The sequence below is a fragment of the Trichlorobacter lovleyi genome, from assembly GCF_015239775.1.
In the GTDB taxonomy this organism is placed as follows: Bacteria; Desulfobacterota; Desulfuromonadia; order Geobacterales; family Pseudopelobacteraceae; genus Trichlorobacter; species Trichlorobacter lovleyi_B.
In genome coordinates this window covers 2,302,834-2,327,885 of sequence record NZ_CP058409.1, presented here as the reverse complement: position 1 = coordinate 2,327,885, position 25,052 = coordinate 2,302,834, and the positions used below count along the sequence as shown (strand labels likewise).

Here is a 25,052-nt window from a genome sequence, read left to right as displayed (position 1 = left end):
TGGTTAAAGGATGTGTACCGTGCAAAATAGATTGAGGATCTTTGTGCAGGCGCTGGTTGCGTTTGTGCTGGTCGCAGCTGTAACCGCCTGCAGCACCCCTCCGGCACACTTCAACCTGACATTGCTGCACCTGAATGACACCCATTCCCACCTTGAAGCGGTACCGGTCAATCTGGAAATTGAGGGGGTCGGCAGCACCACCGCAGAGCTGGGGGGCTTTGCCAGGATTAAGACGGTGCTTGACCGGATGCGGGCGTCCGAACCTGAGCTGCTGCTCCTGCATGGCGGTGATGCCCTGCAGGGCACCCTCTACTTTACTCTGTTCAATGGCGGTGTGGAGTTCGATTTCCTGAATCTGCTGGGGCTGGATGCCATGACATTCGGCAACCATGAGTTTGATCGGGGAACCGCCTCGATTCCGGGCTGGATCAAACGTTCCCGCTTCCCCTGGCTCTCGGCAAATATCGATTTTTCAGCTGAACCGGCCATCGCCCCCCTGGTCAAGCCGTATCTGATCAAGACCGTGGCCGGTGAAAAAGTGGCCATTATCGGTGTCACCACCGAGACAACCCCCCAGACTACCCGTGATGTGGGCCTCGTGCGCTTTAACGATGCCGTGGCCAGTACCCGCCAACAGGTGGCAGCCTTGACCGCCCAGGGCATCAACAAGATCATTCTGCTGTCCCACCTGGGATATCAACAGGATCTGCAACTGGCCAGCCAGGTCGCCGGGGTTGACCTGATCATCGGCGGGCACAGCCACAGTCTGCTGGGTGACATAACCCAGCTGGCCGCTATTGGCCTCACACCGGATGGGGCCTATCCGACTGAGCTGGCGGCACCGGACGGCAGTCCGGTGCTGGTGGCCCAGGCCTGGCAGTGGGGGCATCTGCTGGGCAGGCTGAACGTCCGGTTCGATGGGGCAGGGGTGGTCTCCGGCTACAGCAGTAAACAGGTGATCCCGGTCGGTGAGCGTTTCAGTCGTGACGGTACCCCGGTATCCCCGGAGAGCAGCCAGTATCAGGCCATTGTCAAGGCGCTGGCCCAAAGCGGATCAGCGCAGATTGTTGCTGAAGACCCGGCGGTGCTGGCAGCCCTGGCACCCTACCAGCGGCAGCTTGCCCAGTTTCATACGGCCGTTGTTGCCCGGGCTGCTGAAGACCTGAAACGTGGGGTGAACAGCGGTCCGGGCCCCTTGGTCGCCGATGCCATGCTGGGAGCGCTCCCCAGGGCTCAGGTGGCGCTTTTGAACTACGGCGGCGTGAGGAAAAGTCTGCTGTCCGGCATGATTTCAGAGGGGGATCTGCTGGAGGTGATGCCCTTTGCGGATACCCTGGTGCTGATTGATCTGAACGGTTCTGAGCTGCAAGCTGCCCTGGAGGGTACTATCGACTTCCTGATTCGCAAATATGGTCTCAAGCAGCCGGTCATGCCCTATGTTGCCGGCATCAGGTTTGCGGTAGAGCTGTCAGCCCCCAGAGGTTCACGGGTGACAGCCCTGACCGTCAGAGACAGAAGGGGGGTCTTTCAGCCGGTTGAGCCTGCTACGCTGTATCGTACCGTCGTCAACACCTTTGTGGCTGGCGGCGGTGACGGTTTTGCTGCCGTAAAAAATGCTGCAGGGTTCCGGAGTGATAGCGGGATTATCGACAGCGATGCCTTCAGGGAGTATCTGAAAAAACTCGGCACGGTCAGTAACTCACGGGAACAGCGGATAACGATCATGCAGAGCGCAGGCGGTGCCGGACAGCCCTGACCGGCCGCCTGCTGCAGCGTCGCCCTTTATTGCCGCGCTTTGCCAAAACAGTCCAAAAGAGTTTATCAACACAAGTTATCCGCCCTTTCTGCCGAAAAGAATAACGTTACACTAACCAGTGATCAGGCGGATAACGTATCCGTCTGACTGTTTTCTTGGGCACAGGGCAGCCATGAACGTTTCCGAACTCTTTATCCGCAGGCCGATTGCCACCAGCCTGGTCATGTTGGCCGTGCTGGTGTTCGGTCTGCTGGCCTATCGCGGCCTGCCGGTGAATGACCTGCCCACGGTTGATTTTCCCACTATCCAGGTAACCTCCAACCTGCCCGGCGCCAGCCCGGAAACCATGGCCTCTGCAGTGGCCACACCGCTTGAACGGGAGTTTTCCACCATTGCCGGTCTGGATTCCATGACCTCAACCAATGGGCAGGGGATCTCGATCATCACCCTGAAATTCACCCTGAAACGCAACATCGACGCAGCTGCGCTGGATGTGCAGGCCGCCATTGCAAAGGCGATGCGCAAGCTGCCGGCCGACATGACAACCCCGCCCTCCTACCGCAAGGTCAACCCTGCCGATTCGCCGGTGCTCTACCTCGCACTCTACTCGGACAGCATGCCGTTACATCAGGTGAACGAGTACGCCGATACCATGCTGGCACAGCGGATCTCCATGGTCAGCGGTGTGGCCCAGGTGCTGGTCTATGGCTCACAGAAATACGCTGCCCGGGTGCAGGTCGATCCGCGTCAGCTGACGGCCCGCGGGATCGGGATTGATGAGGTCGCCTCAGCCCTGGCCCGTGCAAACTCGAACCTTCCCACCGGTGTGTTGCAGGGCAAGCAGCAGGCCCTGACCATCCAAACCAATGCGCCGCTCCTGAAGGCAGAGGCCTTCAGGCCGGCCATCATTGCCTGGAAGAACGGTTCGCCGGTGCGGGTGCAGGATGTCGGTACCACGCTGGACAGTGTGGAGAACGATAAGGTGGCGGCCTGGTACAATCGCAGGGAGTTTGCGACCCGGGCCATTGTACTGGCGGTCCAGCGTCAGCCGGGCGCCAATACCATTGAGATGGTGGATGCCATCAAGCAACTCCTGCCGGAATTCCAGAACCAGCTTCCTGCCGCCCTGCAGATGAATATCCTCTACGACCGGACGGTTTCGATCCGGGAGTCGGTTGATGAAGTCAAGTTTACGCTGGTCCTGACCATCTGCCTGGTGATCATGGTGATCTTTCTTTTTCTGCGCAACCTGCCGGCCACCCTGATCCCCAGTCTGGCGGTGCCCCTCTCGATTGTGGGGACCTTTGCCGTCATGAGCGGCCTGGGTATTTCCATCAACAACATCAGTCTGCTGGCCTTGACCCTGTCGGTTGGTTTTGTCGTGGATGACGCCATTGTGATGCTGGAAAATATCGTGCGCCACATTGAGGAGGGGATGAAGCCGATGGAGGCGGCCCTGCGCGGATCGCGGGAAATCGGATTTACGATTATTTCCATGACCATCTCACTGGTTGCGGTGTTTATCCCGGTGCTGTTCATGGGGGGGATGCTGGGGCGGCTCTTGAACGAGTTTGCCGTTACCATCTCTGCGGCGATCCTGATTTCAGGTTTTGTCTCCCTGACCCTGACGCCGATGCTCTGCAGCAGGTTTCTGAAGCCACACGACGTCTCCCGGCAGCATGGCCGCCTCTATCTGCTGCTGGAACGTTTCTTTGATCTGTTGCGTGACGGGTATGCTACGTCGCTGCAGTGGGTGCTGAGGCATCTCAGGTCCGCACTGCTTTTTACCATTGCAACCGCTCTGGTCACCATCTGGCTTTTTGCGCGCATGCCTGCCGGACTCTTTTCCAGTGAGGATACCGGCGGTATCTACGGCATTACGGAAGGCGCCCAGGGGATCTCTTTTGAAGAGATGAAGCGTAACCAGCAGCTTGCTGCTGATATTGTGCGTCAGAACCCCAATGTTGAGGCGTTCATGTCCTCTGCCGGTGCTTCCGGTTCACGGGTCGGCTCCAATAGCGGCTTCATGTTCATCCGGCTGAAACCCCTCAGTCAGCGTACAGACAGCGCCGACAAGGTTATTCAGCAGCTCAGGCCGAAACTGGCTCAGCTGCCCGGCATTCAGGTCTTTCTGCAGAATCCGCCGCCCATCAGGCTGGAGGCGACACTTTCAAAGGCTCAGTACCAGTTTGCCCTGATGTCGCCCGACACCACCCAGCTGTATCAGGCTGCCACCCAGTTCGAGTCGCGCCTTAAAGGCCTGCCGATTCTGCAGGATGTTACCTCGGACCTTCAGATCAGGAACCCTGAGCTGAGGCTTGCCATAGACCGGGATCATGCTGCGGCCTTGCAGGTCTCCCCTCTGCAGCTGGAGGATGCCTTGTACTACGCCTATGGTTCCCGCCAGGTATCCACCATCTTTGCCCCGAGCAACCAGTATCAGGTCATACTGGAGGTGGAACCGCAGTACCAGAAGGATCAGGCTGCCCTTGGCCTGCTCCATGTCCGTTCCACAACCGGCCAGTTGGTGCCGCTTGCTACCCTGCTGACCGCCCAACGTTCGGTCGGGCCGCTGACTGTCAACCACCTTGGCCAGTCCGCTGCAGTGACCGTCTCCTTCAATATCCGCCCCGGCGTGCCGCTTGGTGAGGCAACTGCCGCTGTGGAAAGGGAGGCCAAGGCCCTGCCCACCGGGATCACGACCGCCTTTCAGGGGACAGCCCAGGCCTTCAAACAATCATTCTCCGGGCTCAGCTGGCTGCTCATCGCCGCTGTGGCAGTGATCTACATCGTGCTGGGGGTGCTGTACGAAAGTTACATCCATCCGGTGACTATCCTTTCCGGCCTGCCGTCGGCAGGGCTCGGGGCGTTGTTGACCCTGTTGCTGTTCGGCCATGAGCTGAACCTGTACGCCTTTGTGGGGATCATCCTGCTGGTGGGGATTGTCAAAAAGAACGCCATCATGATGATCGACTTTGCCCTGGATGCCCAACGGGCGGCAGGGATCAGCCCTGAACAGGCCATCTATCAAGGCTGCCTGATCCGTTTCCGTCCCATCATGATGACCACGATGGCCGCACTGACCGGGGCACTTCCGATTGCACTGGGGATCGGTGCCGGTGCTGATGCACGCCGCCCTCTGGGGTTGGCGGTGGTTGGCGGTTTGCTTGTGTCACAAATTTTAACACTGTACATTACGCCAGTAGTCTATATATATCTTGACCGTCTGCAGCAGCGTATCAGGCAGACGCCGCGCCAGGAGAAGGCAGATGACTGAAAGAACAGGTGAGGGATATACCGAAGGGGCCGAGTTCCGCTTTCTTGGGAACCTGTTTGGTGCATTGATGGCCTGTGCCGGTTTGCTGGCCGGTACAATGGTACGTGAACTGAGTCTGGACTATTGGCTGGACGATATTGTGCCGCTGCTGCTGCTGGCCTTAACCCTGCGCGGGATGGTAAAGAGCGCCATGGAGTTGGCCAAGGACAGCATCTTCTATGAAGAGCAGAAAAAACAGGTGCTTGATGCGCTGGCAAAGCAGGAGGAGGTGGCTGCCACTATGTCGGGGGCTGACTCTGAGTTGCCACGGATTGCGGCCAAACCGAAATACAGTGAAGCCGAAGTGCTTGAAGCGGTCAGTAAACGGATCGAGCAGCAGCGTGAAGAGGGATTGAAAAAAAACAAGTTGATGCACTAGACAGGAAAGCTGAGGCATGGGGACACAGTCAAAACTGACCATTGAATATCTGACCGCGCTACTGTTTGAAAAAAAACTGCTCACTGCCGATCAGCGGGCCATGGTGCTGGCCAAGGCCAAGGCCCAGGAGGCCCGTCTGACAGCAGGGCCGCAGGCTGGCGGGCGCCGTCTGCATCGCGGGGGGGAGGCGCCGTCACCTGCCCAGCTGCTGGCTTCATTCAATCTTGAGACACCGGGGGGTAATGGACGTATTCTGTCAGAGGATGCCATAACGGAAGCGCTGGCCTCATTCCTGAATATTCCCTATCTCAAGATTGACCCGCTTAAACTTGATCTCGATGTGGTCACTTCCTATATCCCGCGTCCCTTTGCCCTGAAACACCTGATCGTGCCGGTGGCCATCCGTGACAATGAACTGGCAATTGCGGTGGTTGATCCCTTTAATGATCAGGTGCTGAGCGAGTTTGCCACGGCCCATCGTCTCAAGGTCCGGCGGATACTCAGTTCCTGCAGCGACATCCAGAAAATACTGCGTGAGTTTTACGGTTTCCGGGCTTCAGTCCTGGCTGCCGAGGCCGAATCCTCCACGACCATTGATCTGGGAAACCTCGAACAGCTCTTCAAGTTGAAAGGTGAGCATGAGCTTGAAGGGAATGACCGTCATGTCATCTCCGCAGTTGATTTTCTGCTCTCCTACGCCTTTGACCAGCGTGCCAGCGATATCCATATTGAACCAAAGCGGGAAAAATGTCTGATCCGCTTCCGGCTGGACGGCCTGCTGCATAACATCCATCTGCTGCCCAAGCCGCTGCATGCGCCGATTGTTTCCCGGATCAAGATCCTGTCCCGCATGGATCTGGCTGAAAAGCGACGCCCTCAGGATGGCCGGATCAAGACCAGCCATAACAACAAAGAGGTGGAACTGCGGGTTTCCACCGTGCCGACCGCCTTTGGCGAAAAGGTGGTTATCCGGATCTTTGACCCGGATATACTGTTTCAGGAACTGGATTCAATCGGCTTTTATACGCGGGAATACTCCCTGTATAACAACTTTATCCACCGTCCCAACGGGATCATTCTGGTTACCGGCCCAACCGGTTCAGGCAAGACAACGACCCTCTACTCAACCCTGCGCAACCTTTCGTCGCCGGAAGTGAATATCGTTACCATTGAAGATCCGATCGAGATGGTGATGGAGGAGTTTAACCAGATTGCGGTGCAGCAGGCTATCGGTGTTACCTTCGGCAATATCCTGAGGACGGTCCTGCGTCAGGACCCTGATATCGTCATGGTTGGTGAGATCCGCGATGAAGAAACTGCCGAGAATGCCGTCCAGGCAGCCCTGACCGGCCACCTGGTGCTGTCCACCCTGCATACCAATGATGCCCCCTCGTCGATTGCCCGTCTGCTGGATCTGGGGGTGCCGCCCTATCTGATTACGGCAACGGTGGTCGGCATTATTGCACAGCGTCTGTTACGCAAGGTCTGTTCCCATTGCAAGGTTCCGCGTCAGCTGTCTGCGGAGGAACGAACCTACCTGCAATTGACCGGTGAGGCCTACACCGTGTATGAGGGTGAGGGGTGCAAGGAGTGCCGGGGTACCGGCTATAAAGGCCGCACCGGTATCTTTGAAGTGCTTGAGATGAACGAGCGGATCAGGGCCATGGTGGGAGACAAGGTTGACCTTGCAGAACTGGTGCGCTCTGCCGAGCAGGACGGTTTTCTGTCCCTGCGTCAACTTGCCGTTCGTAAGATGCTGGAAGGGGCAACCACCTACGATGAGGTGATCTCAATTACCGGGTAATGCCAATGCCATTGCACGGCGTTGTGATTGGCTGCCCGATACGCTGCGTGTACACCTGCGTTGCAGCATTTCTCTCCCTCTTGCGATCATGCCTGTGCTGAAAGCAGGGGGCGCTGGAATAGAAAAGGCCTGCAGAAGCAGGCCTTTTTATGCGTGTGGTGCTCAGTTTGCGATCAGCAGCCGGCGGTCTTCTGGATTGTCCGGACAACCTTGCTGTCGCTGTCATAACGCAGCCGCAGCTCATCACCGACCCGAACCTTGCGGTCCTTGATCTTTTCCATATTCGAACCGTCACGGACCTGCAGCACCACCGGTGCATCAGTCTTGCGATCTTTTACGGTCATTTCAGCACCACCGCCAACCATCCTGATTGCGCTGACAGTGCCGATCATCTTCAGTTCGCCAGCAAAAGCGCTTGTTGCCAGAGTAGTCAGTGCGAACATTACAACCAGTGCGAACAGCCTTTTCATGTCTTCCTCCTGTGGTGTGCCGTTGAAGCGGCGGAATAGTGGTGAATGTACTATCTGCTGCCTGAACTTGCATTCGGGAAAAGTATAGTCCAAGTTTTTTTCACGTCAATCATTCAACTGAATTATTATACAAATTTAACGTATTGGGTGAATCAGTCTGTCAGACTTGTCAACCTATGGAGGTTGATCTGGTTGACAAGTCTGCCTGCTCCGTGGTACCCAACCTGCCATGATTATTACTGATACCATGCTCCAGGCGTTGTCCGGCTCCATTATTGATGGCGCTTCGATCAGCAGTGACCAGGCTCTGGCCCTGACCGGACTGAGCGATGCAGCGCTGCCGTCACTCTTTGCTGCTGCCTCCCGGGTGCGGGAACACCATTTCGGCAATCAGGTCTCGCTGTGCGGCATCATCAATGCAAAATCCGGGCTCTGTCCGGAAGATTGTGCCTTCTGTGCCCAGTCCTCCCACCATGCCACCGGTGTGGCCTGCTATCCATTGCTGGATCAGGATACCCTGATGGCGGGAGCCCGGTCAGTGGCCGGTCATGGTGCTGCCTGTTACGGTATCGTGACCAGTGGCAGCGGTATCAGCGAAGGCGAAGAGCTGGAGCAGGTCTGTGCTGCCATCAGGGCCATCAGAGCTGAAGGACGGATTGCCCCCGGTGCCTCACTGGGTACCTTGACCACGGTTGCTGCAGAACAGCTCAAGGCCGCCGGTCTGGTGACCTATCACCACAACCTGGAGACCTCCCGCAGTTTCTTTCCGCAGATTTGCAGCACCCATGACTATGACGATGATGTTGCCACGGTGCAGCTGGCAAAACAGGTCGGCCTGCGGGTCTGCTGCGGCGGTCTGTTCGGGCTGGGTGAGACCATGGCGCAGCGGGTTGAACTGGCGCTGACCCTGCGGGAGCTGCAGGTCGATTCGGTGCCGATCAATTTTCTGGACCCGATACCGGGCACACCGCTGGCCGCCATGCCGGCGCTGACGCCGCTTGCCTGTCTGCATACCATTGCCCTGTTCCGTTTGATTCTGCCTGAGGCCCATATCACTATCTGTGGCGGCCGTCAGCGTAATCTGCGTGAACTGCAGTCCTGGGTCTTCCTGGCAGGGGCGAGCGGGGTCATGACCGGCAACTATTTAACCAAGGAAGGCCGCCAGCCGGCTGATGATCTGCGGATGATTGAAGATCTGGGGCTGGTGATTGCAAAGGAGATGCTGCGATGAGCAACGGACTGTTTATTACCGGCACGGACACCGGTGTCGGCAAAACCATAGTGGCTGCAACCCTGGCCCGCATTCTGCGACTGCGGGGGGTGAATGTCGGTGTCATGAAACCGGTTACCAGCGGTTGTATTGAGCGTAACGGCGAGCTGGTCTCGGAGGATGCCGAGCTTTTGGCCTGGGCTGCCGGTGTTGACTGTAGCGAAGATGTCGCCCCCTATTGCCTGCGTGAACCGATTGCTCCGGTTGAAGCAGCGCAGCTGGACGGGGTCAAGATCGATTTCAGCAGGATTGCCGCATGCTACCAACGTCTGGCAGCGCAGCATGAGTTTGTGATTGTGGAAGGGGCAGGGGGGCTGATGGTGCCGCTGAATGGCGGTCTGCTGGTCGCTGATCTGGTCAAGCAACTGGAGCTGCCGCTGCTGGTGGTGGCCCGTCCCGGCCTGGGGACCGTCAACCATAGTGTCCTGACCTGTTTTGCAGCCGGCCAGATGGATATTGAGGTCAAGGGGGTCATGGTCAACCGTTTCCCTGCCAACCCCGGCCGTGCCGAGAAGGGGGCGCCACACCAGATCGGCTCGCTGTGCGGTGCACCGATCCTGGGGATCTGGGATGACCTGCCCGGTTCTGCGGAGGAGGTTGTCGAGCGGCTGGCTGAGCAGTTTAATGCTGATCCCAAGAGTGACATCATCCTGCGGGTGCTGGGCGGTGCCGAAGACAGCGGCTGCTCGGCACCGGCCGCTTCAGAGGGCTGTTCCTCCTGCGGCTGCTCCGGCAGTTGCGGGGGAGAGTAGGCCGGCTTGGGCACCCCTGCCTGCTATGATCCACTGCAGCCTTGTCATGAGGCAACGTCTGATCCGGAAGAGTTGATGGCGCTGGCAGAGATGCGGATGCCGTTCGGCAAGTATCAGGGCCGCTTATTGATCGATCTGCCGGAACGCTATGTGGTCTGGTTTGCCAACAATGGATTTCCGGAGGGGCGCTTGGGCAGGATGCTGCAGACGGTTCATGCAATCAAGGTAAACGGGCTGGAATATCTGTTCGCCCCGTTACGTCAGGGGATAACCGGCCGCTGATTGAGGGGCCTGCCGGAAGGCATACTTGCTAACTATACGCCGCAAAAAAAAATAAAAACAGACTGTTTTATCTGCTGGGAAAAGGTATCTTGAAATCAAGGTAGCGCTACCTGAAACAAAGCATCAGAAGGAGAAGCAAAAGAGGGAGCAGTAAAAGAAGGTATGTGATTATTTCCTCGCAGTACATGCTGGTTTTATGGAGGAATCACTATGGAAGATACGCCGCCTGGCTGTTTGGGCAACATATGAAGGAAACCAACAGGCTATCAGCTTAGCCTGCATACCATGAACATGGTGCATAGCTAGAGGTACAACCAGAGGCCCGCGTAACAGAGCGGGCCTCTTCTCGTTTGTTCAGTCAGCGGCGGTTATTCCGACGGCTTCCGTGGGGCAACGGGCTGCCAGGTTGTGCGCAGCCGGCATAATTCCGTGCCGTCCTGCACCGATTCAATCCTGTGAAGCAAAACCTGGGGGTCGGTCCCGAGGGGGGCACAGCAGCTGCGTATACTGTCACCGTAAAGCGCTTCGGAGCGGAACCCGATTTCAATCAGAACCGGCACGGACTGGCTGAACAGGGCCTCCGGCACCGCCTCCAGCGCCCAGCCCGGATAGACCGTGTTGTTGACATGGTTATTCATGTCAAGGTCAGCCCGTAAAACCGGTAGTTGCAGCATGGTCTGGCACTGCTCAAGCGACGGCAGCGTATCAAAGGGGTCATCCAAAGCCCGTAGCGGGTGCAGCGGGTAGTGCGGCAGATGCTCATCGATCTTGACCGGGCGGCGGCTCTTCAGGTTGATTGCCGCCCATGAACTGGTTGCCCGGCCAATGTTTTTTCCCTGCTGATCAGTCAACAGGTAATCCCGGATTGAAAACCGTCCCTCGCGGGTAACCGGCCAGGTTGTGACCGTTACCTGCTCGGTGCCATGTATCGGACGCTGCAGCTCAAGGGTCAATCGGGACAGCACCCAGGTTAAGCCCAGTTTTTTCAGATCTTTGAGCCCTACCCCCAGCTGCAGGGCATGCTCTGCACCAACCTCCTGCAACCAGGCAAAAATGACGGGTAGGCGTACCCGGTTGTGCGGGTCAAGCTCGTGATAACGGGCATTGACGGTTTGTTGCAGCTGATTATTCATGCCTTTCTCCCTTGCCCCATGCATAGCACAGGAACGGACATGATTGCAAATCAGCCTGGCCTGGCAGATACTGTTGCCTGATGCGGCCAGTTGCTCTACACTGCGATAACGATATGTCCCACAGCAGAGGAGGAGAATGTATGAATCAATTTGATACCACCCAGACCAGCACAGGGCTGATCGTCAGGCAGAATACACTGGTACGCCAGGTCTATGCCTGGATGGGCTGCGGTCTGGCCCTTACCGCGCTTATGGCGCTGATTACGGTCTCGACCCCGGAGCTTTTGCAGGTCATTGTCGGTAACCGGCTGGTGTTCTACGGGCTGATGATCGGAGAACTTGCCCTGGTGTTTACCCTTTCCGGCGCCATTCACCGTATGAGTGCCGGTGTTGCCACCATGCTGTTCATTGGCTATTCCGCCCTGAACGGTCTGACCCTTTCCGTCATCTTTCTGGTCTACACCGCCGACTCCATCGCCTCAACCTTTGCGGTTTCTGCCGCCATGTTCGGTGCCATGAGTATCTATGGCTATGCCACCAAGAAGGATCTGACCTCCTGGGGCAGTTTCCTGTTCATGGGGCTGATCGGCATCGTGATCGCGTCACTGGTCAATATCTTCCTGCGGAGCAATGCCGTATCCTGGGTGGTCTCTGCCATCGGCGTGATTGTCTTTACCGGCCTGACCGCCTATGATACCTGGAAGATCAAGGCCCTTGCCGCTGCAGGGGAGGAGGGACGCAAACCGGCGATTTTAGGTGCCCTGACCCTGTACCTTGACTTTATCAACCTGTTCCTGATGTTGCTGCGTCTGATGGGCGGGAGACGGGATTAATGAACAGGGCCTTGAATAACTATTCCGGAGGCCGTCTACGGCGTTGCGCGGTGCTCGCTGCCTCGCCTAACCATGTTATGTCTCGGTCGCTGCGCTCCGTGAGCCTTGTATCCGGCCTTCCTCATGACGTTTTTCAACGCCCTGTGTAAGGACTCATGTAGCAATGCTCACCAGCACCATCAACAAGCCGATGTTCCGCTTTCTGGCCATCCTGACTGCAGCCTCCATGGCGGGGATGCAGGGTTACACCATGCTGTTCAACAACTTTGCCGTCGAGGCCGTGCACCTTGACGGGCTTCAGGTCGGCCTGACCCAGTCGATCCGTGAGATTCCCGGTTTTCTGGCGCTGACTGCAATCTATGTGATGCTGATGGTCAGAGAACACCGGCTAGCCGCCCTGTCGATCGTCCTGCTGGGGGTCGGCGTTGCCCTGACCGGCTTCTTCCCTGTCTTCAGCGGGGTGGCGCTGACTACACTGCTGATGAGTTTCGGCTTCCACTATTACGAAACCGTCAACCAGTCCCTGACCCTGCAGTATTTCTCCACCCACCAGTCCCCTCTGGTCATGGGCAAACTGCGCAGCCTGGCCGCCATTACCAGCATCATCTCTGCCGCTGCAATCTGGTGTATGGGCTTTGTGCTGGATTACCGCGGCATGTTTCTGGTGGTGGGCTGCGTGGTCGCCCTGGCCGGGCTCTGGGCGGTCTTTCAGGATCCCAGTCATGCAAGCGTGCCACCCCAGAAACTGCGGATGTTTCTGAAGCGGCGCTACTGGCTCTACTACGCCCTGACCTTCATGTCCGGCGCCCGGCGCCAGATCTACATGGTCTTCTCGATGTTTCTGCTGGTCAAGATCTTTCACTTTTCCGTGCAGGCCATCACCGTGCTGTTCATCATCAACAACCTGATCAACTGGATCATCAATCCGATGATCGGCCGGGCCATTAACGCCTTTGGTGAACGGACCCTCTGCACGATTGAGTATGCCGGTGTGATTCTGGTCTTTTTGACCTATGCCTACGCCTCTTCACGCTGGGTGGTGGCCGGGATGTACATCATCGACTATATCCTGTTCAACTTTGCCGTGGCGATCCGCACCTACTTCCAGAAGATTGCCGATCCGGCGGACATCGCCCCCACCTCGGCAGTCGGTTTCACCATCAACCATGTTGCTGCCGTCTTCCTGCCGGCTCTGGGGGGCTATCTCTGGATGCTGGACTACCGGATACCGTTCATCATGGGGGCGGCACTGGGGGTGGTCTCCCTGATCCTGGCCCAGTTTATCAGGCTGCCTTCCCATGCCGGACCGTTGGAACAGACAGCAGGCTAGGGTCAGATCAGGTGGTAGTGTCTGACCATCGCCCTGTGGCTGCGAAAGGCCGCCAGATAACGGGCATCTTCAGCATAGGTGGTGGGATAGATGGCTGGAACCGGCTGGTGTTGCAAGCTGCTGTCCACGTTGACAAAGGTGAACAGGCAGGAGTTTGAAAGGGCCTTGCTGTTGCGGTCCCGGCTGATCCGCTCGATGCTGGCCTCAACGCAGACAAAGCTGTCGCAGGTGTAGACCACCCGGCAGGTGTAGTGCAGCTTGTCCCCCAATCTGACCGGGTGGAAGAAGTTGATCCGGTTGACCGCAGCAATCAGGGGCCGGTCAGGCGCAATCAGTTCGGCACACATGGAGGACAGTTCATAGGCCCTGCGGATGATATAGCCGCCGAAGATCCTGTGGGGCACATATTCCTGTTCCGGATACATCCGCTCCCAGGATTCCACCACCAGGCTGTCCGCCTTGATTCCGCCAAAGCCGGGCTGATCCTGCGCCGTGTGGAGCTGGTGCAGCAGCTCATACTCTTCGCGGCTGGGCGGCTCCTGCTGGGCCGCCTGCTGCTGGCGGTACTGTTCCCGCTCCTGCATTGATTTTTCCGCCCGGTGACGTTCAAGCTCATCCTGATACTCAAGCGGCGGCAGCACCCTGCTTTCCTCGGCTGATTCACCGCCTCGGGCCACCATGGTAAAGTAGCAGGAAGCGATATGGGTGGCCGGATCGCCGGCATGCTCGACCCGCATCCCCACCACCATGGATGACCTGCCGACATGGTTGATTCGGGCATCAATCTGGATATCCCGGTCATTGTCAACCACATGGCGTACAATGATATTGTCGATGGCGGCGGTCACCACCTTGGCATCGGGGTGGATGCTGCGGGCGTAGCCCAGCGCAGCCTGTTCGGCCATGATATCCAGGTCTTCCAGCAACAGACCGAACCTGAAGTTGCCCACAATCGGCTCATCCACAACCATGTAACGGCGGCGGGCCTTCAGATCCGATGCAAGCGGCAGTACCTTGTAGAGTGATGTTTCTCGCGGTGTGGTCATCTGTCTGCTCCCGGTTTTATGCAATTGACATCAGCTGCTGTACACTCTACATCTCTGCATCCGGTTAGGCAACAGGGTGTTGGCGGTGCGGGGAAAACCTTGACCTTGGGGGACGCGGATGAACTTTCTGTTCCATATGCTCCTGTCGGGTGATGACGATCAACTGCTGATCGGCAACTTCATGGGCGACTTTGTCAAAGGCAGCCTGCAGGACCGCTTTCATCCCCGTATCCGCCAGGGGGTGCAACTGCACCGCCGGATAGATTCCTTTGCAGAACAGCACCGGCTTTTCAGGCAGAGCCGTTACTCGCTCTCGCCGCAGTATGGCCTGTACCGCGGCATCATGGTTGATCTGTTCTACGACTATTTTCTGGTGAACAGCTGGTCTGACTGGACTGATGAACCGTTTGGTGCCTTCCTTGCCAGGACACGGACGGTGATTGAAGGCAATCAGCAGGCCCTGCCGCCGGAACTGCAGCCGTTGCTGGCGGTGATATTCAATGAACTGCTGCCTTCCTACGGCAGCCGGGAGGGGATCGGCAGGGCGTTTGCCCGTATGTCGCGCCGGATTGTCCGTCCGAACCCGCTGGCCGGCTGCGAGGTTGAACTCAGTCTGCACCATGCCACCCTGCAACGGGATTTTCATGCCTTTACGCCGGATCTGTTCAGTTTTGTTGATCAGCAGCTGCGTTGTGTGAGAGATTGAGCCGTTACTGCTGAGCACATATCATGTTAAAGCGAGTTGCCATGTCAGATACGATCTGTGACTTCTATTGCGACAAGATCCTGAAAGGGCTGCTGGAGGTGCCGGTCTACCTCCAGAATGACCAGGTCTTTGCCTTTCATCACACCAACCCGCTCTGGGAACATCATGTGGTGCTGCTCCCAAAAAGACATATCGAGTCGTTGATCAGCCTGGAAGAATCCGACAACGAGCTGCTGCTGGAGCTGATGCGGACGGCCAAGCTGATCGCAGCTGACTTTATGACCCGTTTCGGGGCCTGCCGGGTCTATACCAACCTGGGGAGCTACCAGTCATCCAAGCACCTGCACTGGCATATCGGCGCCGGTGAACAGCTGCGGCCCTACTAGGACAACCCGGCAGTGGCTGGTGTCCAGACAACCTATTGAAAGGCGGTTCAGATGCGTAACCTGATCAAAATGTGTAGTGTCGTGGTACTTGCAATCTTCTGTGCGATGCCGGTGCATGCTGCGGAAACAAAGGTGAACAAGATGGTGACAACCGATTCAGGGCTCAAGTATGTTGATCTGGTGGTGGGCAAAGGGGCCTCACCGACCAGGGGCAAGCAGGTTAAGGTACACTACACCGGTACGCTGGAGAACGGCACCAAATTTGACAGCTCGGTGGACCGCAGACAGCCGTTCAGCTTCATCATCGGCATTGGGCAGGTCATCAAGGGCTGGGATGAAGGGGTGATGGGCATGAAGGTAGGGGGTAAGCGCAAATTGGTTATCCCTGCCAATCTGGGCTATGGCGCCCGAGGGGCCGGCGGCGTGATACCGCCTAACGCCACCCTGTTGTTTGATGTGGAGCTGCTGGATGTGCAGAAGTAGGAAGGCATCTGCTTTCGGGACTGCCGGATCGGCCAGCCGGTCCCGGCAATAGCAGCGTCAAACCGGATCTGTCATGAAGCCATCGCAATCGTACAATCTGCTGACCATCCTCGGAGCCACCGCTTCCGGCAAGACCCGTCTTGCCGTCTCATTGGCCCGGGAACTGTCCGGAGAGATTATCTCCGCTGATTCCCGCCAGGTCTTCAGGCAGATGAATATCGGCACCGGCAAGGATCTCCATGAGTACGGCTCTGTCCCCTATCACCTGATTGATGTTCTGGAACCGGGGCAGGAGTGTAGCGTGTTTACCTTTCAACGTCTGTTTCTGCAGGCCTTTGAAGAGGTCGCCGCACGTGGTTGTCTGCCGGTGCTGTGCGGGGGGACCGGCCTGTATCTGGATGCGGCACTGCGGGGCTACCGGATGGTTGAGGTGCCTGAAAACCTGCAACTGCGGGCAGAGCTGGCCGACAAAAGTGACGCCGAGCTGGTTGCGATGCTGGTGAAACTGCTGCCTGACCAGCATAACAGGACTGATCAGACCGAGAGAGCCCGTACGATCCGTGCCATTGAGATCGCCAGCCATCAACCTGATGGGCAGCAGGAACAGGAGCCGTTCCCTGTCATCTGCCCTTTGGTGCTGGGGATTCGCTGGGACCGGGCAGAGTTGCGCCGCAGGATCACCCAACGCCTGCGTCAGCGGCTTGAGGCAGGCATGCTTGATGAGATACAGCAGCTGCATACCAACGGGGTCGCGTGGGAACGTCTGGACTACTATGGCCTGGAGTACCGTTATGGGGGGATGTTCCTGCGGGGGGAGCTGAACCGCAATGATCTGTTCCAGAAGCTGAATGCCGCGATCCATGATTTTGCCAAACGCCAGGAGACCTGGTTTCGCAGGATGGAGCGCAATGGCGTGGCCATCCACTGGCTGGATGGGGCCAACGACCCGGTTGCAGAGGCCCGGAAGATCATCTCCGCTCATTTTGTATGAACACCCTGCTGCATCCCTTGCAACAACGCTTTCCACAGCAGTACCATGACTGGATCTTTCTGGTTGGCGGCACAATACGTGATTTTCTGCTGCAGCAACCAGGCCGGGATTATGACCTGATTGCCGTGCTGCCTGAGGAGCTGCTGCCATCACTTGGCTTCCGGCTGGTTACGGGCAAGACCACCGGGCCGGTCTGGTTTCACCATGATGACCGCTTGGGGAAGCTTGAACTGGTCCGGCTTGATGATCTCAGCCGGCTTGCTACCGATCTGCAGCGTCGTGATTTTACCATCAACGCTATCACCTGCAGTCTGAGTGGCAGATGGTATGATCCCCTGCACGGCCGGCAGGATCTGCAGCAGCGGCTGCTGCGGGTCTGCTCGGATCAGAGCTTTGTTGATGACCCGTTGCGGGTTATCCGCGGGTTGCGCTTTATGGCAGACGGCTGGCAGCTGCTGCCGGAAACCGCGCAGTTGATCCAGCACCAGGATTGGGCTGAGCAACTGGCCTGCCTGCCGGTTGAACGGTTCAGCCGCGAGATGGTCAAGGCCCTGGCCGGCAGACAACCGCAACGGTTTTTTGAGCAGATGGTGCGATTCAGGCTTGCTGCCGGCTGGCTGCCGGAGCTGTTCAGGATGCCGGATATCCCTGCCGGGCCACTGCAGCATCACCCTGAAGGGGATCTCTTGACCCATTGTCTGCAGGTGCTGCAACGGGTGGCAGAGGTCAGTCCTGATCCTTTAACCCGTTTCTGTGCCTTTTTTCACGACATCGGCAAGTTGTCCAGCGATCCGGCCCGGTATCCCAAACACCATGGCCATGACGAGGCCGGCTTCAAGCCGGCCCTGAACCTCTGCCGGCGACTCTGTCTGCCAACAGAGTGGGGCAGGGCACTGGCCTGGACCAGCCGCCTGCATGGCACGCTGAACCGCTGGTCGGAGCTGCGGGATGCAACCAGGCTGCGGATAGCGGAACAGGCCCGCAAGGCCGGTATCAGCCGGATCCTGCCGATTGTATCGGCTGCAGACAAACCGGGCGGTAGTACCCCTGTCCGGTGGTTTCAGGCCCTGGATGTTGTTGCCATGAACAGTGTGCAACTGGGGATCGACAGAGATCAGCTTGAGGCGATGCAAGCAAGGCATCGCCCTGATTTTATCCTGCAGCAGAGGATCAGATTGTTGAGGTCATATGAAGACATTTCGTAAGGAACTCTGGTTTGAGACCCCGGCCCGCCGGGCATTTATCAACATCACCGCCACCATTGAAGAGTGCCTGAAGCAGAGCGGCATCCGTGAAGGACTGCTGTTGTGCAATGCCATGCATATTACGGCCAGCGTGTTTATCAATGATGATGAATCCGGCCTGCATCAGGATTTTGAGGACTGGCTGGAGCAGCTTGCCCCGGAAAAACCGTATTCCCGCTACCGTCACAACGGCTACGAGGATAATGGTGATGCCCACCTGAAACGCACGGTGATGGGGCGCGAAGTGGTGGTGGCAATTACCGGCGGCAGGCTTGACCTGGGGCCGTGGGAGCAGATTTTTTATGGTGAGTTTGACGGCAAGCGCCGGAAGCGGGTGCTGGTCAAGATTATCGGCGAGTAGTGCCGGATGGATGGAGTGCTGCCATGAGTGAGCCAAACAGGTCTGCAGCAACGTTGATCAGCGCCCTTGGGCTTGTCCGGCACCCGGAAGGGGGCTGGTATCGTGAGACCTACCGCTCCGGCGGAGAGATCCCCGGCAGTGCCCTGCCGGACTGTTTTGATGGTCCGCGTTCACTATGCACCGCCATCTATTTCCTGCTGGAGCGGGGCGACTGCTCTGCGCTGCATAGAATCAGATCCGATGAGTTGTGGTTTTTTCATGGTGGCACAGCTCTGACCATCCATTTATTGGCAGCGGACGGGAGTCATTCGGCAATCAGGCTTGGGTCTGATCTCGCAGCAGGAGAGGTTTTCCAGGCCATGGTCCCTGCCGGGACCTGGTTCGGGGCCGAAATCGGCGGGACAGGGGCATATGCCCTGGTCAGCTGCACGGTGGCGCCGGGGTTTGCCTTTGCAGATTTTGAAATGGGGGAGAGAAACAGATTGCTGCAGCAGTATCCGGAACATGAGGCGGTCATCACACGTCTGACCCGCAGTCCGGTTTAGATCGCTTTTGTTGCAGGCCGCTACCAGTCCCGCCGGAGCTTGTGTCTTACTGCTTTGTATCGGCGCCTTACGGGTCAGCAAAAACGGTTGGCCGGATTGAAAAACAGATAGAACGTGCTATTCTTATAACCACAGCTTGATCTGGATAAGGTAAAACCGTCAAAGGCGCAAGTAACATACCGTAATACTTGTAAGAGCATTTGTGTTGACAGTTATCCCGTGTGGCAGCATAGTAGCAGTACCTAGTCAAAAATTAATAAGCTTTCACCGAAAAGGCAAAATCCAGGGGACTGGATGACGCAAAGCCACCTACCCGGACCGGGAAGAGGGGTTACCGAAGCGGTTAGCAGGATGTCTGTATACAGGCGTTCTTATTAGCCCGTCTTTTCGAAAGAAAAGCCGGGCTTTTTTGTTTTCAGGCAGCTGGTTGACCGCTGCGCGACATCCCGAAGCAGAAAAGTGCATCCAAGCCGGTGAATGAGAACCGTTTGAACCGGACCATTGTGCTATCCGGCGCCAACCAGGGGTACACCTACTACGCTATGACTCAACAGCACCGGACATACTGTTGCCATTGCGGCAAGCTTATCGATGCTGCTACCTGCAGCCATGTCTATTCTGTGCTTATAGACCAGGATACAGAACGGATTACAATAGCTCATGAGCTGCTTGCAGGTGCCCTTAACTACTGTTCCGATAATTGCATGTTCAAGCGTAGGGACGGCCATCCGCCCCTTAAAGAGATAAAGGCTTTTTTGGACTCCAGTTGAAAAAAATATCCCATCACGCCGGGGTGTGGTGCTACTGTAGGGGCCGGGTCTTCGGTGCGGTGTTGCTTGAAAAGTTCCGGGCCCGGATACTCACCTGAGGCAGATGGCCTCGGGACGCTCAAGCCCGGGAATTGCTAGCGTCCCTGTTCAAGGGATGCGGAATACTAGACGTGTCGTCTACCGATCACTAAAATAAAGGAGCTGTCATGACCAAAACAGACTTAGTAGAGAAACTACAGGCCAGCATCGGTCTGTCCAGAAAAGATGCCGCTGCCATGCTGGAATCCGTTTTTGCCATTATGAAAGAGTCGCTGGAAGCGGGCGAGACCATCAAGATATCCGGTTTCGGCAGTTTTGTTGTCAGCCAGAAGGCTGCACGCCGTGGGCGTAACCCGCAGACCGGTGAGGCAATCACGATTGAGGCCCGTAAGGTACTCACGTTCAAGCCCGGTTCGGTACTGCGTGACGCCATCAACGGCGAGGCTGTATAGGCTGCCCTCACTGTTGTCAGACCGTCTGTGGCGCCATCAAGATCCTGAACCGTAACGGGTAAGTCATGCAGATAACCAATCTCCTCATCAACCTGCAGAACAAGGCGGTAGCCGCCTTTTCCAACAACCCATGCCATATCGAGCGTATCCGGGAGGCCCTTCCGGGCAGTTGTATCACGGTTGCCGAGGGAAAAACCGACTTTCTGGAGAAGCTTCCTGCAGCTGAGTGTGCCCTGGTCTGGTCGTTCAGGCCGGAGTGGTACAAACTGGCCCCGCAGCTGAAAGCTGTCTTTACCCCCGCTGCCGGGCATGACTGGGTGGCGGCAGATCCCTCTGGCAGGGTGAGGACCTTTTACGGCAGCTTTCATGGCCGTATCATGCGTGAAAGCCTGCTTTCGATGATGCTGTATTTCAACCGCAGGATCGGGAAAACCCTTGAGGATCAGAAACGGGGAGTGTGGGGACGGAATGACTACAGCAGCTGTGTGGCGCTCTTCAGCCAGCAGGTGCTGATCGTTGGTTGCGGTGCGCTGGGGCGATCCATGGCGGAGTTGCTGAAGGCGTTCGGTGCACGAGTCATCGGGGTCAGACGTACTGTCTCAGGGGAGCTTCCGGCCTGTATCGATCGCATGATCACCTTTGACCGGCTTGAGCAGGAGCTTCCCCGGGCCGACCATGTGGTACTGCTGCTTCCGGGTGAAAAGGAGACGGATGGTATCATTACCAGGCGACACTTCGCTGCGATGAAGCCGGGGGCGTTCCTGTATAATCTGGGACGCGGCAATTGCTACCGGGAGGAAGACCTTCTGGCGGCCCTCAACCATGGCCCCCTTGCAGGAGCCGGGCTGGATGTCTTTGCCGATGAACCGCTGCCTTCCTCATCCCCCTTGTGGGAACAGCACAATCTGCTTGTCACGCCGCATGCCAGTGCTGTCAGCCGGGAATACATCGATCTCTTTATAGAGGAGTGGCTGGAGCGGCTCCGGGGGCTTGCATGACTATTGCCGATGGCCGGGGGACGCGCAATCTCTCCCCGGAGTTCACATGACACAGCGGGCTATACTTTGTCCACGCTGCAGGCGGCTGATCGGCAGCGATGAGACGGTCTGTTCATGGTGCGGCACCTCCCGTTCATCAGCCTGGTGGCAGCTTATCCACTGGACACGGGGCGGCATGGAGGGGGACTGGACTGTCAAGGCCCTGATCTCGATCAACATTGTCTATTTCGCGCTCTCTCTGCTGCTCAGCATCAGCAACGGGGCCGCGGGCGGCTTGTTATCCCCGGGCCAGGACAGCCTGCTGCTGCTGGGGGCAACCGGCACCTATCCCATTGATCACTCCGGCAGCTACTGGACCCTGCTCAGCGCCAATTACCTGCACGGCGGTATTCTGCATCTGCTGTTCAACCTCATGGCCTTAAGGCAGCTGGCACCCCGGGTCATCAACGAGTACGGCAGCAGCCGTATGCTCACCATCTACACCCTGGGTGGTGTTGCCGGGTACGTGGTCTCCTATCTGGCGGGGGTCATGTTTACGATTGGCGCTTCAGCAGCGGTCTGCAGCCTGATGGGAGCCCTGCTTTACTACGGGAAAAGCCGGGGAGGGTCCTACGGCAATTCGGTCTACCGTGAAGTCAGTGGCTGGCTGATCAGTATCTTTCTGTTTGGTCTGCTATTTCCCGGCATAAATAACTGGGGGCACGGTGGCGGTATTGCCGGTGGCATCATACTTGGCGCAGTCCTTGGCTACCTTGAACGCAGACGTGAAAACAACGTTGACCGGGCTGTTGCCCTCATCTGTGGTCTGGCCACCATTGCTGTTCTGGGCTGGGCCGCAATACGGGCTGCTGCCTACCTGCTGGCTCCGGCTGTCTGAACCTGCCATTTCCGTGATATCACGCTTCTATTACCTTGCTCATCCGCTTCACCTCTGCAGGGGGGGGCGATCTCTCCGGCCGCTACTCCCAGCTAGCCGGGAAGCCGGGGGCGCGGCATAATGGAGCTGGATGACGGTCATGGCAGCGAAACAGTCCCGCCGGGGGAGTGGAAGCCGCTTCTACCGGAGGAAGTTGCTGCCGGTGCCCGGTATTCGGCGGTTTGGGCGGTGGTGCTGGCAGCCAAGGGGATTCCGTACCGCCTGGAGCCTGAACATGACCGCTGGCGGCTGCTGGTGCCGGAGGAACAGCTGGTAACCGCGATGCAGGAGATAGTGCTCTACGAAGATGAAAACCGCAACTGGCCGCCGTTGCCGCCCCAACGACCGACACTGGATGCCGGTACCTATACCACCCTTTCAGTCCTGGTCCTGCTCGCAGCATTCCACAATCTTATCCGTTCCGATCTGATAACCGTTGCCGGCAGTTACCCGGACTGGTTCTCAAACGGCATGATGCAGTCGGCAAAAATCATGGACGGGGAATGGTGGCGGCTGATTACCTCCCTGACGCTGCATGCCGATCTGTCGCATCTCTTGGGCAATCTCTGTATCGGTGGGGTATTTGTTGTCCTGCTCTGCCGGGAGCTGGGAACTGGGCTGGGCTGGACCCTGTTGCTGGGGGCCGGTCTGCTCGGCAATCTTGCCAACGGATATCTGCAGCCTGCTACGCATAGTTCGATCGGCGCCTCCACCGCCGTGTTCGGCGCGGTCGGTATTCTGGCCGGCCTCAGTGTGCGGCGCTACAGCCAACTGAAGAAACGGCGCTGGGCCGTGCCTGTGGCTACAGCGCTTTCACTGCTTGTCCTGGTCGGCAGTGAAGGGAAAAACACCGATGTAGGTGCCCATTTCTTCGGCCTTTTGGCAGGGCTGCTGCTGGGACTGCTCACCGAGGTCTTGATTGGCCGTTATGGCTATCCCGGCCGCTTTCTGAATCTGCTGCTGGCGGTATGCAGCTGTCTGCTTGTCGTAACCGCCTGGTGGTATGCCCTGCAGCTATAGCGGCAGACAACCGCTGCCAACCCGCTGGCTGACACGGCCGGTTAATCCTTCCAGTAGGCTGCTGCCGGACGGAGTGCCAGCAGCAGCGCCGCAATGATGATTACCCAGGCATACTGTACAACGCACTGATGAAAGTAGGCCCCCACCGCACTACCGAACAGGAATGCGCACCATTTCAGTAACGCAATATCGCGCCAGTGCCAGACCTTGGTTTTGAGCAGCTTCATACTCCACCTCCTTTTTGAGGCAAGTATACCACCATCCGGGCAGCCTGCAGTTGCCATAATCGGCACAATACCGTATGGTACCGGCTGCTTAAGACCTGAAGACAGGAGACAAAGATGGCGGGAATTACAAAAAACACCGTTGTTACCCTTGATTATACTGTTACCGATATTGATGGTATGCCTGTTGATGAGGGGCAGGAACCGCTCAGTTATCTGCATGGCGGCTATGATGATGTCTTTCCGCAGATTGAGGCGGCCCTGGAGGGCAAGTCGGCAGGTGATAGCATCATAATCAATCTGCAGCCGGCTGAGGCCTTTGGTGAATATGATGCCGATCTGGTGCGGATTGAATCTGTCGATGCCTTCAATGAAGAGGTGAAAGTCGGCATGCAGCTGGAACAGACTGAAAACGGCCATGATCTGCTCTTTACGGTGACGGATGTTGCTGAAGGCAAGGTGGTACTGGATGGCAACCATCCCCTGGCCGGGATGGCCCTGGTGTTTGAAGGCACGGTGATCAGTGTGCGTCCTGCCAGCGAAAGGGAGATCAGGGCCGGGAAGAGCATGGCAACGGTCCGTTAGTGTATGGACGGAGGCTTACTCAGGAATAGAACGGTTCTTGAGGTGAACTGACCTGATAAAGAAAGGCAGGGCAGTTGCCGATTTGACAAAATAGAGCATCCTTCCTTCAAATCTGTCATAGTCTGTTTTGACAGAAAACCCAGTATCGGCAACTCACCGGCACCTGGAGCTGCCTGCAGATTCTGTTGCAGTGCCACGCCAACTGGCAACTGAGACAAACTTTGGAATTTTCCAGGGGTGATGTATGAGAATAGTCGTGGCTGAGTACCCTAAATCCGGGGGCAGCTGGTTATGCAATCTGCTCGGAGAGCTCCTGCATGTGCCAACCCGCGATATTTATGTGGATGCCAACAACCCCGCTCCCCACATAGTAATTCACCCCTGGTATAAGGGAGGAACCGATTTCGGCTTAACTCCCTCCTGCGTTATAAAAAGTCATGAGAAACCTGGAAGCCGGCTGCATGATTTTGAACATGCAACCGTACATCTGCTGCGAGATGGCCGAGATGTAATAGTTTCCAGATTCTGCTTTGAGAAGGAGTTTTGTGTTCTTAATGGATTTAATGAAAAATTTGATATCCCTTTCAATGTTTTTTTGACAAAGACGGTCTTGGAATGGGTTGATTATGTGTATTCATGGCAGGGTAAGCATCAGGCGTCGTGTCGTTATGAAAAACTGATTGAAGACCCGGTCAGGACACTTAAGGATCTTGGGCACCGGCTTGGATTTGATTTTTCACAGGATGCTATTGAGTCCGCGCTGGAAAAACACTCTAAGGAAAATATGCGTGCCAGCCTCAGCTTTTTTAAAGGTGATTTTGTCAGAAAAGGAATAGTGGGTGACTGGAAAAATCTATTTGATAGCACGAGCAAATACATTTTTAAGAAACATGCAGGAAATCTATTGATGGAACTTGGCTATGAAAAAGATTTAAACTGGTGATTTTACATGGTGTTACTC

The 25,052-nt window shown here is 57.0% G+C and carries 26 protein-coding genes and 1 riboswitch; of the genes, 22 read left to right on the top strand and 4 right to left on the bottom strand.

The features are described from left to right. The first annotated feature begins 10 nt into the window (after positions 1-10). The 4 genes from FY034_RS10700 (at position 11) to FY034_RS10685 (ending at position 7,255) form a co-directional block, all read left to right on the top strand. The gene (locus FY034_RS10700) at positions 11-1,756 is read left to right on the top strand and encodes a bifunctional metallophosphatase/5'-nucleotidase (protein ID WP_265550357.1); all 1,746 of its coding nucleotides are present in this window, start codon (positions 11-13) and stop codon (positions 1,754-1,756) included. 172 nt (positions 1,757-1,928) lie between these two features. Further along, entirely contained in the window at positions 1,929-5,033 is a 3,105-nt protein-coding gene (locus FY034_RS10695; protein WP_265550355.1) for an efflux RND transporter permease subunit, read from the top strand. Next, on the top strand, positions 5,026-5,451 hold the full coding sequence (locus FY034_RS10690) for a hypothetical protein (RefSeq protein WP_265550354.1): 426 nt from the start codon (positions 5,026-5,028) through the stop codon (positions 5,449-5,451). Before FY034_RS10695 ends, FY034_RS10690 begins: the two co-directional genes overlap by 8 nt. A gap of 16 nt (positions 5,452-5,467) precedes the next feature. Next, entirely contained in the window at positions 5,468-7,255 is a 1,788-nt protein-coding gene (locus FY034_RS10685; protein WP_265550352.1) for a GspE/PulE family protein, read from the top strand. 173 nt (positions 7,256-7,428) lie between these two features. Here FY034_RS10685 and FY034_RS10680 read toward each other — a convergent pair whose 3' ends face one another. Further along, complete coding sequence (locus tag FY034_RS10680; RefSeq protein WP_265550350.1) at positions 7,429-7,725, bottom strand: hypothetical protein; 297 nt, start codon at positions 7,723-7,725, stop codon at positions 7,429-7,431. A gap of 229 nt (positions 7,726-7,954) precedes the next feature. Here FY034_RS10680 and bioB point away from each other — a divergent pair, with 229 nt between their 5' ends. From bioB to FY034_RS10665, 3 genes are read left to right on the top strand one after another with little or no spacing between them, the layout of a single operon-like run. Then, positions 7,955-8,956: a biotin synthase BioB gene (gene bioB / locus FY034_RS10675; protein ID WP_416222762.1), complete on the top strand. Its 1,002-nt coding sequence runs from the start codon at positions 7,955-7,957 to the stop codon at positions 8,954-8,956. Beyond that, positions 8,953-9,747, top strand: coding sequence for a dethiobiotin synthase (gene bioD, locus FY034_RS10670; RefSeq protein ID WP_265550348.1), 795 nt, complete (start codon positions 8,953-8,955; stop codon positions 9,745-9,747). Before bioB ends, bioD begins: the two co-directional genes overlap by 4 nt. A 6-nt stretch (positions 9,748-9,753) precedes the next feature. Next, on the top strand, positions 9,754-10,029 hold the full coding sequence (locus FY034_RS10665) for a DUF3820 family protein (RefSeq protein ID WP_265550346.1): 276 nt from the start codon (positions 9,754-9,756) through the stop codon (positions 10,027-10,029). Positions 10,030-10,397: 368 nt separating this feature from the next. On the opposite strand, the gene FY034_RS10660 is transcribed toward FY034_RS10665, so the two are convergent. Continuing rightward, positions 10,398-11,162, bottom strand: coding sequence for an acyl-[acyl-carrier-protein] thioesterase (locus FY034_RS10660; RefSeq protein WP_265550344.1), 765 nt, complete (start codon positions 11,160-11,162; stop codon positions 10,398-10,400). Between the two features lie 140 nt (positions 11,163-11,302). On the opposite strand from FY034_RS10660, the gene FY034_RS10655 reads away from it, so the two are divergent. Together FY034_RS10655 and FY034_RS10650 are read left to right on the top strand one after the other, a co-directional pair. Beyond that, positions 11,303-11,995, top strand: a complete 693-nt coding sequence (locus FY034_RS10655) for a Bax inhibitor-1/YccA family protein (protein ID WP_265550342.1) — start codon at positions 11,303-11,305, stop codon at positions 11,993-11,995. A gap of 163 nt (positions 11,996-12,158) precedes the next feature. Further along, positions 12,159-13,325: an MFS transporter gene (locus tag FY034_RS10650; protein WP_265550340.1), complete on the top strand. Its 1,167-nt coding sequence runs from the start codon at positions 12,159-12,161 to the stop codon at positions 13,323-13,325. 2 nt (positions 13,326-13,327) lie between these two features. Here the strand turns inward: FY034_RS10650 and FY034_RS10645 are convergent, their stop codons facing one another. Further along, a complete protein-coding gene (locus FY034_RS10645; RefSeq protein ID WP_265550338.1) occupies positions 13,328-14,371 on the bottom strand; it encodes an acyl-CoA thioesterase in 1,044 nt (347 codons plus the stop codon). Between the two features lie 118 nt (positions 14,372-14,489). Here FY034_RS10645 and FY034_RS10640 point away from each other — a divergent pair, with 118 nt between their 5' ends. The 11 genes from FY034_RS10640 to FY034_RS10590 all read left to right on the top strand — a co-directional run bounded on the left by FY034_RS10640 (position 14,490) and on the right by FY034_RS10590 (position 23,282). Further along, entirely contained in the window at positions 14,490-15,077 is a 588-nt protein-coding gene (locus tag FY034_RS10640; protein WP_265550336.1) for an ACP phosphodiesterase, read from the top strand. A gap of 41 nt (positions 15,078-15,118) precedes the next feature. Then, on the top strand, positions 15,119-15,463 hold the full coding sequence (locus FY034_RS10635; RefSeq protein WP_265550334.1) for an HIT domain-containing protein: 345 nt from the start codon (positions 15,119-15,121) through the stop codon (positions 15,461-15,463). A 51-nt stretch (positions 15,464-15,514) separates the two neighbouring features. Then, positions 15,515-15,946 carry an FKBP-type peptidyl-prolyl cis-trans isomerase gene (locus tag FY034_RS10630; RefSeq protein ID WP_265550332.1) on the top strand — a complete coding sequence of 144 codons (432 nt, stop codon included), beginning with the start codon at positions 15,515-15,517 and terminating at the stop codon, positions 15,944-15,946. 73 nt (positions 15,947-16,019) lie between these two features. Continuing rightward, entirely contained in the window at positions 16,020-16,937 is a 918-nt protein-coding gene (gene miaA, locus FY034_RS10625) for a tRNA (adenosine(37)-N6)-dimethylallyltransferase MiaA (RefSeq protein ID WP_265550330.1), read from the top strand. Continuing rightward, complete coding sequence (locus tag FY034_RS10620; RefSeq protein ID WP_265550328.1) at positions 16,934-18,142, top strand: HD domain-containing protein; 1,209 nt, start codon at positions 16,934-16,936, stop codon at positions 18,140-18,142. The genes miaA and FY034_RS10620 overlap by 4 nt, the downstream gene beginning before the upstream one ends. Further along, positions 18,126-18,542 (top strand): secondary thiamine-phosphate synthase enzyme YjbQ, encoded by a 417-nt coding sequence (locus tag FY034_RS10615; protein ID WP_265550326.1) that lies wholly within the window; start codon positions 18,126-18,128, stop codon positions 18,540-18,542. The genes FY034_RS10620 and FY034_RS10615 overlap by 17 nt, the downstream gene beginning before the upstream one ends. 23 nt (positions 18,543-18,565) lie before the next feature. Then, positions 18,566-19,087, top strand: a complete 522-nt coding sequence (locus FY034_RS10610) for a cupin domain-containing protein (RefSeq protein WP_265550324.1) — start codon at positions 18,566-18,568, stop codon at positions 19,085-19,087. Between the two features lie 264 nt (positions 19,088-19,351). Then, positions 19,352-19,426, top strand: a riboswitch (cyclic di-GMP riboswitch). Positions 19,427-20,063: 637 nt separating this feature from the next. Beyond that, on the top strand, positions 20,064-20,348 hold the full coding sequence (locus FY034_RS10605; protein WP_265550322.1) for an integration host factor subunit alpha: 285 nt from the start codon (positions 20,064-20,066) through the stop codon (positions 20,346-20,348). A gap of 65 nt (positions 20,349-20,413) precedes the next feature. Continuing rightward, positions 20,414-21,346, top strand: a complete 933-nt coding sequence (locus FY034_RS10600) for a D-2-hydroxyacid dehydrogenase (protein WP_265550320.1) — start codon at positions 20,414-20,416, stop codon at positions 21,344-21,346. A gap of 46 nt (positions 21,347-21,392) precedes the next feature. Continuing rightward, the gene (locus FY034_RS10595; RefSeq protein ID WP_265550318.1) at positions 21,393-22,223 is read left to right on the top strand and encodes a rhomboid family intramembrane serine protease; all 831 of its coding nucleotides are present in this window, start codon (positions 21,393-21,395) and stop codon (positions 22,221-22,223) included. Between the two features lie 120 nt (positions 22,224-22,343). Further along, complete coding sequence (locus FY034_RS10590) at positions 22,344-23,282, top strand: rhomboid family intramembrane serine protease (RefSeq protein ID WP_265550316.1); 939 nt, start codon at positions 22,344-22,346, stop codon at positions 23,280-23,282. Positions 23,283-23,323: 41 nt separating this feature from the next. On the opposite strand, the gene FY034_RS10585 is transcribed toward FY034_RS10590, so the two are convergent. After that, a complete protein-coding gene (locus FY034_RS10585) occupies positions 23,324-23,509 on the bottom strand; it encodes a hypothetical protein (protein WP_265550315.1) in 186 nt (61 codons plus the stop codon). Positions 23,510-23,623: 114 nt separating this feature from the next. Between FY034_RS10585 and FY034_RS10580 the strand changes: the two genes are divergently transcribed. Both FY034_RS10580 and FY034_RS10575 read left to right on the top strand, forming a co-directional pair. Beyond that, positions 23,624-24,091 carry an FKBP-type peptidyl-prolyl cis-trans isomerase gene (locus FY034_RS10580; protein ID WP_265550313.1) on the top strand — a complete coding sequence of 156 codons (468 nt, stop codon included), beginning with the start codon at positions 23,624-23,626 and terminating at the stop codon, positions 24,089-24,091. Between the two features lie 244 nt (positions 24,092-24,335). Then, a complete protein-coding gene (locus FY034_RS10575) occupies positions 24,336-25,034 on the top strand; it encodes a sulfotransferase domain-containing protein (protein ID WP_265550311.1) in 699 nt (232 codons plus the stop codon). Positions 25,035-25,052 lie beyond the last annotated feature (18 nt).

Excerpts from the sequence above, each read along its gene's own strand:
- FY034_RS10700 (WP_265550357.1), top strand. The coding sequence starts at position 11 with ATGTGTACCGTGCAAAATAGATTGAGGATCTTTGTGCAGGCGCTGGTT.
- FY034_RS10695 (WP_265550355.1), top strand. The coding sequence starts at position 1,929 with ATGAACGTTTCCGAACTCTTTATCCGCAGGCCGATTGCCACCAGCCTG.
- FY034_RS10690 (WP_265550354.1), top strand. The coding sequence starts at position 5,026 with ATGACTGAAAGAACAGGTGAGGGATATACCGAAGGGGCCGAGTTCCGC.
- FY034_RS10685 (WP_265550352.1), top strand. The coding sequence starts at position 5,468 with ATGGGGACACAGTCAAAACTGACCATTGAATATCTGACCGCGCTACTG.
- FY034_RS10680 (WP_265550350.1), bottom strand. The coding sequence starts at position 7,725 with ATGAAAAGGCTGTTCGCACTGGTTGTAATGTTCGCACTGACTACTCTG.
- bioB (WP_416222762.1), top strand. The coding sequence starts at position 7,955 with ATGATTATTACTGATACCATGCTCCAGGCGTTGTCCGGCTCCATTATT.
- bioD (WP_265550348.1), top strand. The coding sequence starts at position 8,953 with ATGAGCAACGGACTGTTTATTACCGGCACGGACACCGGTGTCGGCAAA.
- FY034_RS10660 (WP_265550344.1), bottom strand. The coding sequence starts at position 11,162 with ATGAATAATCAGCTGCAACAAACCGTCAATGCCCGTTATCACGAGCTT.
- FY034_RS10655 (WP_265550342.1), top strand. The coding sequence starts at position 11,303 with ATGAATCAATTTGATACCACCCAGACCAGCACAGGGCTGATCGTCAGG.
- FY034_RS10650 (WP_265550340.1), top strand. The coding sequence starts at position 12,159 with ATGCTCACCAGCACCATCAACAAGCCGATGTTCCGCTTTCTGGCCATC.
- FY034_RS10645 (WP_265550338.1), bottom strand. The coding sequence starts at position 14,371 with ATGACCACACCGCGAGAAACATCACTCTACAAGGTACTGCCGCTTGCA.
- FY034_RS10640 (WP_265550336.1), top strand. The coding sequence starts at position 14,490 with ATGAACTTTCTGTTCCATATGCTCCTGTCGGGTGATGACGATCAACTG.
- FY034_RS10635 (WP_265550334.1), top strand. The coding sequence starts at position 15,119 with ATGTCAGATACGATCTGTGACTTCTATTGCGACAAGATCCTGAAAGGG.
- FY034_RS10630 (WP_265550332.1), top strand. The coding sequence starts at position 15,515 with ATGCGTAACCTGATCAAAATGTGTAGTGTCGTGGTACTTGCAATCTTC.
- miaA (WP_265550330.1), top strand. The coding sequence starts at position 16,020 with ATGAAGCCATCGCAATCGTACAATCTGCTGACCATCCTCGGAGCCACC.
- FY034_RS10620 (WP_265550328.1), top strand. The coding sequence starts at position 16,934 with ATGAACACCCTGCTGCATCCCTTGCAACAACGCTTTCCACAGCAGTAC.
- FY034_RS10615 (WP_265550326.1), top strand. The coding sequence starts at position 18,126 with ATGAAGACATTTCGTAAGGAACTCTGGTTTGAGACCCCGGCCCGCCGG.
- FY034_RS10610 (WP_265550324.1), top strand. The coding sequence starts at position 18,566 with ATGAGTGAGCCAAACAGGTCTGCAGCAACGTTGATCAGCGCCCTTGGG.
- FY034_RS10605 (WP_265550322.1), top strand. The coding sequence starts at position 20,064 with ATGACCAAAACAGACTTAGTAGAGAAACTACAGGCCAGCATCGGTCTG.
- FY034_RS10600 (WP_265550320.1), top strand. The coding sequence starts at position 20,414 with ATGCAGATAACCAATCTCCTCATCAACCTGCAGAACAAGGCGGTAGCC.
- FY034_RS10595 (WP_265550318.1), top strand. The coding sequence starts at position 21,393 with ATGACACAGCGGGCTATACTTTGTCCACGCTGCAGGCGGCTGATCGGC.
- FY034_RS10590 (WP_265550316.1), top strand. The coding sequence starts at position 22,344 with ATGGAGCTGGATGACGGTCATGGCAGCGAAACAGTCCCGCCGGGGGAG.
- FY034_RS10585 (WP_265550315.1), bottom strand. The coding sequence starts at position 23,509 with ATGAAGCTGCTCAAAACCAAGGTCTGGCACTGGCGCGATATTGCGTTA.
- FY034_RS10580 (WP_265550313.1), top strand. The coding sequence starts at position 23,624 with ATGGCGGGAATTACAAAAAACACCGTTGTTACCCTTGATTATACTGTT.
- FY034_RS10575 (WP_265550311.1), top strand. The coding sequence starts at position 24,336 with ATGAGAATAGTCGTGGCTGAGTACCCTAAATCCGGGGGCAGCTGGTTA.